The 10,781-nt window shown below is 43.4% G+C and carries 14 protein-coding genes and 1 pseudogene; 10 read left to right on the forward strand and 5 right to left on the reverse strand.

What is annotated here, in order from left to right; genetic code table 11:
• The 3 genes from Q0191_RS06520 to Q0191_RS06530 form a co-directional block, all read right to left on the reverse strand.
• On the reverse strand, positions 1 to 619 hold a 619-nt coding region (locus Q0191_RS06520), incomplete at its 3' end, for a TIGR03943 family putative permease subunit (protein ID WP_297664917.1).
• Positions 616 to 1,521: a permease gene (locus Q0191_RS06525; protein ID WP_297664919.1), complete on the reverse strand. Its 906-nt coding sequence runs from the start codon at positions 1,519 to 1,521 to the stop codon at positions 616 to 618. The genes Q0191_RS06520 and Q0191_RS06525, both read right to left, overlap by 4 nt.
• The gene (locus Q0191_RS06530) at positions 1,518 to 1,655 is read right to left on the reverse strand and encodes an SPJ_0845 family protein (RefSeq protein ID WP_297664921.1); all 138 of its coding nucleotides are present in this window, start codon (positions 1,653 to 1,655) and stop codon (positions 1,518 to 1,520) included. The genes Q0191_RS06525 and Q0191_RS06530 overlap by 4 nt, the downstream gene beginning before the upstream one ends.
• 171 nt (positions 1,656 to 1,826) lie before the next feature.
• Between Q0191_RS06530 and Q0191_RS06535 the strand changes: the two genes are divergently transcribed.
• The 9 genes from Q0191_RS06535 to Q0191_RS06575 all read left to right on the forward strand — a co-directional run bounded on the left by Q0191_RS06535 (position 1,827) and on the right by Q0191_RS06575 (position 9,138).
• A complete protein-coding gene (locus Q0191_RS06535; RefSeq protein ID WP_297664922.1) occupies positions 1,827 to 3,959 on the forward strand; it encodes a Tex family protein in 2,133 nt (710 codons plus the stop codon).
• Positions 3,946 to 4,395 carry a SprT family protein gene (locus Q0191_RS06540; RefSeq protein ID WP_297664923.1) on the forward strand — a complete coding sequence of 150 codons (450 nt, stop codon included), beginning with the start codon at positions 3,946 to 3,948 and terminating at the stop codon, positions 4,393 to 4,395. The genes Q0191_RS06535 and Q0191_RS06540 overlap by 14 nt, the downstream gene beginning before the upstream one ends.
• A 102-nt stretch (positions 4,396 to 4,497) precedes the next feature.
• A complete protein-coding gene (locus tag Q0191_RS06545; protein ID WP_037586216.1) occupies positions 4,498 to 4,770 on the forward strand; it encodes a PspC domain-containing protein in 273 nt (90 codons plus the stop codon).
• Positions 4,771 to 4,917: 147 nt separating this feature from the next.
• A complete protein-coding gene (locus Q0191_RS06550; protein ID WP_297664924.1) occupies positions 4,918 to 5,409 on the forward strand; it encodes an NUDIX domain-containing protein in 492 nt (163 codons plus the stop codon).
• 143 nt (positions 5,410 to 5,552) lie between these two features.
• Positions 5,553 to 6,488, forward strand: a complete 936-nt coding sequence (gene hprK, locus Q0191_RS06555) for an HPr(Ser) kinase/phosphatase (RefSeq protein ID WP_015605214.1) — start codon at positions 5,553 to 5,555, stop codon at positions 6,486 to 6,488.
• Positions 6,481 to 7,260, forward strand: a complete 780-nt coding sequence (gene lgt / locus Q0191_RS06560) for a prolipoprotein diacylglyceryl transferase (RefSeq protein WP_148876053.1) — start codon at positions 6,481 to 6,483, stop codon at positions 7,258 to 7,260. The genes hprK and lgt overlap by 8 nt, the downstream gene beginning before the upstream one ends.
• 12 nt (positions 7,261 to 7,272) lie before the next feature.
• Positions 7,273 to 7,668, forward strand: a complete 396-nt coding sequence (locus Q0191_RS06565; RefSeq protein ID WP_061910099.1) for a DUF948 domain-containing protein — start codon at positions 7,273 to 7,275, stop codon at positions 7,666 to 7,668.
• Between the two features lie 15 nt (positions 7,669 to 7,683).
• The gene (locus tag Q0191_RS06570; protein WP_005589465.1) at positions 7,684 to 8,115 is read left to right on the forward strand and encodes a YtxH domain-containing protein; all 432 of its coding nucleotides are present in this window, start codon (positions 7,684 to 7,686) and stop codon (positions 8,113 to 8,115) included.
• A 180-nt stretch (positions 8,116 to 8,295) separates the two neighbouring features.
• Positions 8,296 to 9,138: a C39 family peptidase gene (locus tag Q0191_RS06575; protein ID WP_297664934.1), complete on the forward strand. Its 843-nt coding sequence runs from the start codon at positions 8,296 to 8,298 to the stop codon at positions 9,136 to 9,138.
• A 51-nt stretch (positions 9,139 to 9,189) separates the two neighbouring features.
• Here Q0191_RS06575 and Q0191_RS06580 read toward each other — a convergent pair whose 3' ends face one another.
• Positions 9,190 to 9,477 (reverse strand): DUF3270 family protein, encoded by a 288-nt coding sequence (locus tag Q0191_RS06580; RefSeq protein WP_061423195.1) that lies wholly within the window; start codon positions 9,475 to 9,477, stop codon positions 9,190 to 9,192.
• Between the two features lie 129 nt (positions 9,478 to 9,606).
• On the opposite strand from Q0191_RS06580, the gene Q0191_RS06585 reads away from it, so the two are divergent.
• Positions 9,607 to 10,536, forward strand: a complete 930-nt coding sequence (locus Q0191_RS06585) for a peptidase U32 family protein (RefSeq protein WP_297664937.1) — start codon at positions 9,607 to 9,609, stop codon at positions 10,534 to 10,536.
• Between the two features lie 129 nt (positions 10,537 to 10,665).
• Here the strand turns inward: Q0191_RS06585 and Q0191_RS06590 are convergent.
• Positions 10,666 to 10,781: pseudogene (locus Q0191_RS06590) on the reverse strand (TetR/AcrR family transcriptional regulator); the annotation flags it as partial.

Here is a 10,781-nt window from a genome sequence, read left to right on the forward strand (position 1 = left end):
TACAATGGATAATACCGAAGCGAAAGAGAAATTGACTCTTCTGGTCGCTGGGGTCGTTGTAGACAAAGCCGGTGAACTCCAGCGTCTTGCCCACAAACTCGTCGGGATAGTCATAGATGATCTCCATGACCTCCATGTAATTTTCGGTTGTGACCTGAATGGTATCTTGCTTGACATATTTCTTAGCGGCTGCCCGCATTTCTTTTTCGTAAGCACCTTTTGTGAAGTAGGTGCTGGTATCCGGCTTCAGGTATTGGCTGGTAGTGCCTTCGTCCTGTTGAATAGCAGTTGAAGTTCCCTCAGCCAGCGGGAAATGAAATCCTTTGGCCGAAACTGTTGTCGAATCCAAGGTTACGGTTGGAAAGAAAATTCCCACAAAAAGCGGAATGACAAGGAGCAGCACGCTGCCTAACTTGGCCCAGCGAGTACTTAAATGACTGTGGACCTCCATCTTCTTCATCCAGATAATCAGCTGCACAACTGCCAAGATAAAAGATAGAATCATAGACAAGTAGGCCAGATAGGAATAGTGGAGATTGATATATTGATTAAGCTTGCCCGTCAGCTGCAGATACATGGTGATCTCAAAGTAGCCAACTAAGATTAGAAATCGAATCATAGCACTACCCCCACAAGCCAAGAGTAAAGAAAGACGACAACAGTAACCAGACTGATAAATTTCCAGATAAAGCGTGTCTTAAAGTAGTTTTTCATCATCAGCAGATTCTTGACATCTAGCATAGGCCCAATGACCAAGAAAGCTAAGACTGGCGATAGGCCGAAACTAGCAATCAAGGAGCTCCCGATGAAAGCATCAGCTTCGCTGCAAAGTGAGAGCAGGAAGGACAGCAGCATGAGGAGAAGAATGGCAACAGCTGGTGTCGAGATGATAGAGGTCAGGATTCTGGTTGGGACATAGACTTGTACTATGCTGGCGAAGAGACAGCCAAAGACCAGATAGCGACCGGTATCGAAAAATTCGTCAATGGCCTGCACAAAGACCTGAAAAAGCTTTTGTCCTTTGCTGAGATGAGAAAAATCATGCTCATGAACCGCTTTGCGATTTTCTTTTTGAATATTGCTGTCTGCAAAGAAGCCCAGAAAAATCCCTAAAAGAATAGCCACGACCATAGAACCTAAAGCACGAAGCAGCGCCATTCGGAAGGAATTACCAAAGGCAGAGTAGGTCGCAAAGAGCACGATGGGGTTGATGACTGGAGCCGTTACCAGAAAAGGCACAGCCGTGTAACTGGGAACTTTCTTTTCCAAAAACCGATTTATAATGGGAACGATTCCGCACTCACAGGAAGGAAAGACGACGCCGATCAAGCTTCCAAAGAAGATCCGAGCCCATTTGTTCTTGGGCAGGAAACGATAAACCTTGTCCGGCGTGACATACACCTCGATAAAGCCGGAAATGATACTTCCAATCAAGACAAAAGGCAGGGCCTCAATGATGATGGAGAGAAAGATAGCGCCAGCCTGTAAGACGCTGGAAGGAAGATTAGAAAAGAAGCTCATGCTTTTTTAGCCTTTTCTTCTGCTTCTTTTTTCTTTTTGTCATCTGAAAATTCGACTTTTTCAAGCTTGGGCAGAGTGGCAAACTCCTCGAACATCTTGTCTAAATCGTCTGTTTTGGTAAATTTCACAGCCATAAAGGCACCTCATTTCTAAAATAATAATTCTATTATACTACCAAACGAAAAAAAATGATATTTTCAGCCATGTTTGATTAGAAACAGTGGACTCATCCTAGAAAGAAAAAGATGGTTTAAACTAGTCTTTATAGATTTTTCAGCTTGATATTATGATATAATAGAAGCGTTATGGAAAATTTAAATATTGAAAAAATTGCTCAGAAATTGGGCCTTAAAGAAAGCCAAGTATCACAGGTCCTAGATCTGACCGCTGAAGGGAATACCATTCCTTTTATTGCTCGTTATCGTAAGGAAATGACAGGAAATCTAGATGAGGTCGAAATTAAGGAAATCATTGACCTAGATAAAAGCATGACTGCCTTGGCAGAGCGTAAATCGACGGTCTTAGCCAAGATTGAGGAGCAGGGCAAACTTACGGATGCGCTGCGCTCTGAGATTGAGGCTGCTGAAAAGCTGGCTGATGTGGAAGAATTGTATCTGCCCTACAAGGAGAAGCGCCGTACCAAGGCTACCATTGCGCGTGAAGCAGGTCTCTTTCCTTTGGCCCGCTTAATCTTACAGGATGCGGCTAATCTGAAGGAAGAAGCTGAGAAACTGACTAGTGAAGCCTTTCCAACAGCAGAAGCTGCTCTTGCTGGAGCAGTGGATATTCTGACCGAGGCGATTTCTGAAGATACTAAGCTGCGGGCTTGGACCTACCATGAAATGCAGTCCAATTCTTCTATCGTATCCAGTCTCAAAGACGGCGACTTGGATGAAAAGCAGGTCTTCCAGATTTATTATGATTTTTCTGAAAAAGTAGCGACCATGCAGGGCTACCGTACTCTGGCTCTTAATCGTGGTGAGAAGCTAGGTATTCTCAAGGTTGGTTTTGAGCACAATCTTGAGAAAATCCTGCGCTTCTTTGAAGTACGCTTCAAGGTGAAAAATGCCTATATTAGTGAAGCTATCCAGCAAGCGGTCAAAAAGAAAATCATTCCAGCTATGGAGCGCCGTATTCGGACCGAGCTGACCGAGGCCGCCGAAGATGGTGCGATTCAGCTCTTCTCAGAAAATCTCCGCAATCTCCTCCTGATTGCTCCTCTCAAAGGTCGCGTAGTACTGGGCTTTGACCCAGCCTTTCGGACAGGAGCCAAGCTGGCGGTTGTTGATGCCACAGGTAAGATGCTGACGACTCATGTCATCTATCCAGTAGCACCAGCAAAGCCAGTTCAGATTGAAGCTTCTAAGAAGGAACTGTCAGAGCTGATTGAGCAGTTTGGCGTGGAAATCATTGCCATTGGAAATGGAACGGCCAGCCGAGAAAGCGAAGCCTTTGTAGCTGAAGTTTTGAAATCCCATCCAGATGTCAGCTATGTTATCGTCAATGAAAGCGGAGCATCTGTATACTCTGCTAGTGAACTGGCTCGTCATGAATTTCCAGATTTGACGGTTGAAAAGCGCTCAGCTATTTCTATTGCTCGCCGTCTGCAGGATCCTTTAGCTGAGCTGGTTAAGATCGATCCTAAGTCCATCGGAGTTGGTCAGTACCAGCATGATGTCAGCCAGAAAAAACTGTCTGAAAGCCTGGACTTTGTCGTTGATACCGTGGTTAACCAAGTCGGGGTCAATATCAACACCGCCAGTCCTGCCCTGCTGGCCCACGTAGCTGGCCTTAATAAAACTATCTCAGAAAATATTGTCAAGTATCGGGAAACGGAAGGCTTGATTCGGTCTCGCGAGGCCATTAAGAAAGTGCCACGTTTAGGTGCAAAAGCCTTTGAACAGGCAGCTGGCTTCCTGCGTATTCCCGAGAGTGATAACTTGCTAGATAATACTGGCGTTCACCCAGAGTCTTATAAGGCGGTGGAGGAGCTCTTTAAGCGTCTGGAAATCAGTAGTTTGGATGAAGCAGCCCAAGCTAAATTAAAAGCTGTTCAGGTTGCTAGTTTGGCTGCAGAGCTAGGCTTGGGAGAAGAAACCCTCAAAGATATTATTGCGGATCTGCTCAAGCCTGGCCGGGATTTGCGTGATTCCTTTGACGCGCCAGTGCTACGGCAGGATGTCTTGGATATTAAGGATCTGCGCATTGGTCAAAAGCTGGAAGGGGTCGTCCGGAATGTCGTCGATTTCGGAGCCTTTGTAGATATCGGTATCCACGAAGATGGCCTTATCCATATTTCTAAAATCAGTAAAAACTTCATTAAACACCCTAGTCAAGTCCTGTCAGTCGGTGATCTGGTCACTGTCTGGGTAGATAAGCTGGATGTGGAGCGGGAGAAGGTCAACCTCTCTCTGATAGCGCCAAATGAATCTAACTAACTACGTCAAGCAGGTGTCGCTGGAAGATTTTGGCTGGGAATTCCGCCATCAAGCTTATTGGAACAAGCGTCTCCGTACGACAGGAGGACGCTTCTTTCCTAAAGATGGCCATCTGGATTTTAACCCAAAAATCTATGAAACTTTTGATCTGGAGACCTTTCGAAAGATTGTCCGCCATGAGTTAGCTCACTATCATCTCTATTATCAGGGCAAAGGTTATCGCCATAAAGATAGAGATTTTAAAGAATTGCTTAAGCAGGTTGATGGCTTGCGCTACGCTCCTTCATTGTCTAACTCGCAAGCCTTTCTCATCTATGAATGCCTGAGTTGCGGAGCACTTATCCGTCGCAGACGCAGGGTCAATCTTCAAAAATACCGTTGCGGACGCTGTAGAGGACAACTGGCATTCCTAAAAGAGGAGCCTAACAGAGGCTGAGCGAATGAAAAACGGATAGAGGTAGAATCAGCCTTGGGGCTGATTTTTTTGTTCTCCCGCTATGATAAAATGAAGGAAAGAATGAGAGTTGAGGTCGTCACCATGAAAACTAAATTTTATAAATTAAGAAGAAACCGAGTGATTTCAGGGGTTTTATCGGGACTGGCCGATAAATTCAACTTTGATCTTGGTTTGTTACGCTTTTTATTCATTATCTTTACAGTTTCCAATTTTGGCTTAGGCATTTTGATTTATATTTTGCTGGCTGTCGTGATGCCTTACAAGGAAGATGTGGAAGCGGAAATGTATGGAACAGGCCCTCGTAAAATGAAAGATGCTGAGCCAATCAATGACAATGACGGCTGGTTCTGGTAATTATGAAAGAGAGATTCGGGTAGTGTTCCCGAATTTTTGTTCGATCCCAATATAAAGGAATTGAAAAACGCGAGAATCTAGGGAAGCGTAGCTGACTGAATATGGAAGCTATTGCCGAAAGATGAATGACTTATCCAAGGAGGAAATATGACAGAAGTTTGGAATGCCTATGACTTGAATCGAAATCAGCTCCCACATCTCCTAGTTCGAGGAGAAAAGGTTCCTGAAGGGCAGTTTCATCTCTGTGTCAATGTCTTGGTTCGCCACGAGGATGGTGATTTTCTCTGTATGCGACGATCAGCTCATAAAAGCCTCTATCCTGGCTACTATGAGTTTGGAGCGGGAGGTAGTGTGCTGGCAGGAGAGGATAGTCAGACAGCCGCCCTCCGGGAACTAGAAGAAGAAACAGGTCTGGTTCCCGACAGTATCAGACTATTGGAGCAGGTGTGCTCTGTCGAAGACCAGTGCCACTTTGATTTCTATGAAGCGGTGGTGTCTGGAGACAAGAGCCAAGTTCGCTATCAGGCAGGCGAAACTGATGCTCATGTCTGGCTGCCTCTAAGAGAAATTCCAGCCTTTATCGAGAGCCATCCTTGCTTTCAAAATCAGAAAAAAATTCTCCAAAGATGGATTGGCTAGTTGTTGTGACTGGCCTTTTTGCTGGCTGGCAGATATTTTTACAAGCATTTAGGGAAAAATCCTGCTTAATTTCCAATCTTAAAAACTCTTTTAGGGTAAAAATTTGCTATAATAGAGGAAGATAAATTTGAAGGGAGCAGGGAATGTCTGTAAAGGTCAAAGATTTGATTGAAAAAGTCCGTTTACGTATAGTTTACGGCAGTGATGACCTCTTAGAAAAGGAGATTTCGACATCGGATATTTCGCGGCCAGGTCTTGAAATGACCGGCTATTTTGACTACTACACGCCAGAACGGATTCAGCTGATTGGGATGAAGGAGTGGTCTTATCTGATGAAGATGACATCCCACAATCGTCATCAAGTCCTTCTGAAAATGTTTCAGCCAGAAACGCCAGTTGTCATTGTGGCGCGCAATTTGGAGATTCCTGAAGAAATGCGGCGAGCAGCTGAAGAAAAGCAAATCGCGATTCTCACCAGCCGCACATCAACCAGCCGTCTATCAGGAGAAATTTCTAGTTTCCTTGACTCACGCTTGGCGGTCAGAACCAGTGTCCATGGCGTATTGATGGACATCTACGGAATGGGAGTGCTGATTCAAGGAGACAGTGGTATCGGTAAAAGTGAAACTGGTCTTGAGTTAGTCAAGCGTGGCCATCGTTTAGTGGCGGATGACCGGGTTGATATCTTTGCCAAGGATGAAATGACCCTTTGGGGAGAGCCTGCTGAGATTCTTCGCCATCTCTTGGAAATTCGCGGTGTCGGCATTATCGACGTGATGAGCCTTTATGGAGCTAGTGCGGTCAAGGATTCTTCACAGGTACAGATTGCTGTCTATCTGGAAAATTATGATACCAATAAGACCTTTGACCGTCTGGGCAATAATGCAGAAGAACTGGAAGTTTCTGGCGTCAGAATTCCTCGGATTCGCATCCCAGTTAAGACAGGACGCAATATCTCTGTAGTGATTGAGGCCGCAGCTATGAACTATCGGGCTAAGGAAATGGGCTTTGATGCCACCAAGATTTTTGAAGAACGACTGACTAATCTGATTAGCCAGAATGAGGTGAAAGATGCTTGATCCAGTAGCTTTTTCAGTCGGTCCCTTTAGTATTCGTTGGTATGCGATTTGCATTGTCACTGGCTTGATTTTAGCCGTCTACTTGGCTATGAAGGAAGCGCCACGCAAAAAGATGATTCCAGATGATATTCTTGATTTCATTCTGATTGCCTTTCCCTTAGCCATCCTTGGAGCGCGGCTCTACTATGTGATTTTTGAATGGTCTTATTATGGCAAGCATTCTCTGATTGAGATTTTTCAGATTTGGAATGGTGGTTTAGCCATTTACGGCGGTTTGATCACTGGTGCCCTTGTCCTCTATTTCTTTTCACAAAGAAGGCTAATCAATCCTGTTGATTTCTTGGATATTGCAGCACCTAGCGTCTTGATTGCTCAGAGCATTGGCCGTTGGGGCAATTTCTTTAACCAAGAAGCCTATGGAGCGGTGGTCAAAAATCTTAATTATCTGCCGTCCTTCATCCGCAACAATATGTACATAGATGGTGCTTATCGCCAGCCAACCTTCTTATACGAATCCCTTTGGAATTTACTTGGCTTTGCCCTATTGCTAATCTTACGACGCCGGTCTAAATTCTTCCGTCAGGGAGAATTGGCAGCCTTTTACCTGATTTGGTACGGCTTTGGCCGGATGATTATCGAGGGGATGCGGACTGACAGTCTCATGTTCTTGGGTGTGCGTGTATCTCAGTGGCTGTCTGCAGCACTGATTTTACTCGGCATCGGCATTATGATTTACCAAAGAAAAAAACAAGCCCCCTATTATCAAGAATGAGAGGAGAATATTATGCTTGAAATTGCTTATACTTTAGTTGCTGTCGCTTTGATTGTCTTTCTAATCTACATGACCCTCACCGTCAAAACTCTCGGTGATAAGGCTGCAAAAATGCTGGATGAGACAGAAAATACGATCAAAGTGTTGACTTCTGATGTCAATGTCACCCTGCATCAAACCAATGATTTGATTGCCAAAGTCAATGTGTTGACAGATGATATCAACCACAAAGTAGCAACGATTGATCCGCTTTTCAATGCGGTGGCAGACCTATCCGAATCAGTCTCTGATTTAAACGATCAGGCGCGTGTTTTAGGAAAAAAAGCAGTCGCAGCAGGAAGCACGACAGCCAAAACAACAGCAGGTCTAACGGCCCTTCGTTTGTTTACAAAATTATTCAAAAAATAAGAAAGTAGGTTTACTATGGGAAAAATTTCATCACTTTTATTAGGTGCTGTGTCTGGTGCAGCTGCGGCGTACTTTCTCACTAGCAAAAAAGGTAAAGAAATCACTGAAAAAGTTCAAGACTTTGTCGTCGACTATCGTGAAGATCCAGACAAGACTCACGAAGCAGTTGTTCAATCAGTAAAGGACTTTTCAGATCAGGCTGTTAAGGCCATCAACCAAACCAAGGAAAAGGTTGAAAATGGCGAAATTACAGCAGAAACAGTATTGGAGTCTGTGAAGGATACGACCAAGTCAGTAGTAGACTATTCACAGGACAAATTCCAAGAAATCAAAGAAAAGTTTGAAAAAGAAGAGGAAATTCTTGAAGAAGAAATTTCTGATATCGTGGTGGAAGAAGGAGAAAAAGCCCCTTCAGAAGAAATTATCATTGATTTAGAAGATAAGTAAATTCAAACTAGATATACAAGATGAGGCTGGGACAAAAGAGTCCAAGCCTCATTTTTTGTTCGAATTGGAGCTTTGCTGTAGTGGTATAGGAAGCAAAAATTACTAATATTTAGTTTCTCCTTGGCCAACTTGATTTTCGGCCTAGAAAGCGTTATCATATAAATAAAAGGGGGTGTTGTTATGAAAAATCTAAAAGTACTTGCCTTGCTTGGTTTAGGCTGCTGCTTACTGGCTTGTTCTCGACAGAAAGCTTCAGAGTCCACTCAGTCTGGAAGCTCTGACTCTTCTTCTAAGGCTTCGAGCACGAGTCAAGCCCGCTCGAAAACAGCTAGCAGTAGTCAATCTAGTGCTAATCAATCCAGCCCTAGTCAGAGTTCGACTTCTGCGGAGTCGGAAAGCTCTAGTCAGACCTGTGAAAAGGTCAGAGAGGAGGAGACACCCCCTTCTAGCAAAGAAGCGCCTTCTCCAATCAGAAAGCGCCTGGAAGTTCCCATGCAGATCCAGCGAGCTTGGAATACTTGCGCGCCGACCTCTGTCAGTATGATTCTAGCTTACAGGGGTGTTCAGGCTAGTCAGGAAGAATTAGCACGAGCGATGGGCACTGATGAGAACTTTGGCACCCATAATGTCAATGCAATCCGTGTCTTAAATCAATATTTATTTGGTTATGCGGAAGTGCCGGCAGGCCAAGCGGGCTATCATCTTGCTACAGTGACTAGTAGTGCCCCAAATTCTGAAGATATGCGTCTTTTTAAGGAGCGGCTGCGCAAGAATATTGATGATGGCTATCCGCTCTACTATACGATTGATAATGCCTCCATCTACCCAGGCCACAAGGGTGAACACAATGTTGTGGGGACGGGCTATGAATTATCAGCAGACGGCAGTAATGTCCTTGCAGTTTATTACATTGATCCGTCTTACACCGTTCAGGATCCAGTCTATGGAGGGCTGAAAAAGCTAACTCCAGAAGAATTGTTGGCAGCTATGTGTGCTTGTCAGGAACCAAATTACGCTTGGTAAAGAAAAGAAAAACGAGATCTTTCGATCTCGTTTGATTTAATTCGTAGATAATTAATGTCTCTTTCTTCGAACAGTGCGATATCCTTGAATAATCATAAGACTTAGGACAATAGCAAGTGAGAAAGATAGAAAAGTGCTCATTTTTGCAGACAAAAAAATAAAGCTAAAAAAGACTGTCAAAATACAGAATAAAGCGATATTTATAAAGAAAAATAGCTCACGTAATTGTGATGCTGATTCTGCTTGGGGCAGGTATTCTTGATAGGATATTTCCTTAGTTTGTTCTGTCGAATCATGCAGGGGCGCTGATTCAAACTGTTTAAAATCTCTTACAGCCATTGTCTCTCTCCTAGTAGTACCTTATCATTCTATCATGTTTCTATGATTAGATATATTACAAGATAGTTACAAAACGAATAAAATCGAATTAAGAAATCATAATTCCTAATTTTTTGGTATAATAATGATATGAAAAAAATAATTATTACAGCAACAGCTGAAAGTATAGAACAAGTTCAAGCCTTATTGGAAGCAGGAGTAGATCGTATTTATGTCGGTGAGGAAAACTACGGTCTTCGTTTACCACATAACTTCACTTATGACGAATTAAATCGTATCTCACAAATAGTTCATCAGGCAGGAAAAGAAATGACCGTTGCCGTCAACGCTTTGATGCATCAGGACATGATGGACCAGATCAAGCCTTATTTGGATTTTCTTCAGGAGATTGAAGTGGACTATATCACCGTTGGGGATGCAGGTGTATTCTACGTCTTGCAGCGGGATGGTTATAAGTTAAAAACGATTTATGATGCTTCAACCATGGTTACTAGCAGCCGTCAGATTAATTTTTGGGGCAAGAATGCTGGGGTGTCGGAAGCTGTTTTGGCGCGGGAAATTCCATCGGCAGAACTCTTTAAAATGCCGGAAATTCTTGAAATACCAGCAGAAGTCCTAGTTTATGGTGCGAGCGTTATCCACCACTCTAAACGTCCGCTTTTGCAAAATTATTATAACTTTACACACATCGATGATGCGAAATCAAGAGAGAGAGATCTATTTCTTGCGGAACCGAGCGATCCTCAGAGCCATTATTCAATCTTTGAGGACAAGCATGGGACTCACATTTTCGCCAATAATGACTTGGACTTGATGACCAAGTTGACAGAATTGGTTGACCATGGATTTACTCATTGGAAATTGGAAGGTCTCTATACTCCTGGTCAGAATTTTGTTGAGATTGCTAAGCTCTTTGTTCAGGCAAGAGATCTGATTGAAAAAGGTGAATTTAGCCATGACCAAGCTTTCTTGCTAGATGAGCTACTTCACAAATTGCATCCGAAGAATCGTTTCCTTGATACAGGATTTTATGATTACGATCCAGACATGGTGAAATAGACAGGATTTTGTTGCCTTTAGCTAAGTGGGCATCACCAAAAAGCTATTTGCTCACCAGAAATGTTTTAAGAAAAGGCACAGATGAATCTGCGCCTTTTTGAGTTCTTATCTATAAAAGTGGAGTGCTGGTTATGATTTCCAATAATCATAATTGTAGGTAGTTAGGATCATTTGCGTAATTTCTTCAGGCTCTTCTTGAGCTCCGCCGGCTATCCAAAGAGAAATAATCCCCTCAACACTGGATA

Source organism: uncultured Streptococcus sp. (assembly GCF_938036805.1).
GTDB lineage: Bacteria > Bacillota > Bacilli > Lactobacillales > Streptococcaceae > Streptococcus.

What these genes read in the sequence shown, in the direction of transcription:
- Q0191_RS06565 (WP_061910099.1), top strand. Translation starts at nt 7,273, where the DNA reads ATGCTTGAAATTGCTTATACTTTAGTTGCTGTCGCTTTGATTGTCTTT.
- Q0191_RS06535 (WP_297664922.1), top strand. Translation starts at nt 1,827, where the DNA reads ATGGAAAATTTAAATATTGAAAAAATTGCTCAGAAATTGGGCCTTAAA.
- Q0191_RS06570 (WP_005589465.1), top strand. Translation starts at nt 7,684, where the DNA reads ATGGGAAAAATTTCATCACTTTTATTAGGTGCTGTGTCTGGTGCAGCT.
- Q0191_RS06575 (WP_297664934.1), top strand. Translation starts at nt 8,296, where the DNA reads ATGAAAAATCTAAAAGTACTTGCCTTGCTTGGTTTAGGCTGCTGCTTA.
- Q0191_RS06545 (WP_037586216.1), top strand. Translation starts at nt 4,498, where the DNA reads ATGAAAACTAAATTTTATAAATTAAGAAGAAACCGAGTGATTTCAGGG.
- Q0191_RS06530 (WP_297664921.1), bottom strand. Translation starts at nt 1,655, where the DNA reads ATGGCTGTGAAATTTACCAAAACAGACGATTTAGACAAGATGTTCGAG.
- Q0191_RS06580 (WP_061423195.1), bottom strand. Translation starts at nt 9,477, where the DNA reads ATGGCTGTAAGAGATTTTAAACAGTTTGAATCAGCGCCCCTGCATGAT.
- Q0191_RS06550 (WP_297664924.1), top strand. Translation starts at nt 4,918, where the DNA reads ATGACAGAAGTTTGGAATGCCTATGACTTGAATCGAAATCAGCTCCCA.
- Q0191_RS06540 (WP_297664923.1), top strand. Translation starts at nt 3,946, where the DNA reads ATGAATCTAACTAACTACGTCAAGCAGGTGTCGCTGGAAGATTTTGGC.
- Q0191_RS06585 (WP_297664937.1), top strand. Translation starts at nt 9,607, where the DNA reads ATGAAAAAAATAATTATTACAGCAACAGCTGAAAGTATAGAACAAGTT.
- Q0191_RS06525 (WP_297664919.1), bottom strand. Translation starts at nt 1,521, where the DNA reads ATGAGCTTCTTTTCTAATCTTCCTTCCAGCGTCTTACAGGCTGGCGCT.
- hprK (WP_015605214.1), top strand. Translation starts at nt 5,553, where the DNA reads ATGTCTGTAAAGGTCAAAGATTTGATTGAAAAAGTCCGTTTACGTATA.
- lgt (WP_148876053.1), top strand. Translation starts at nt 6,481, where the DNA reads ATGCTTGATCCAGTAGCTTTTTCAGTCGGTCCCTTTAGTATTCGTTGG.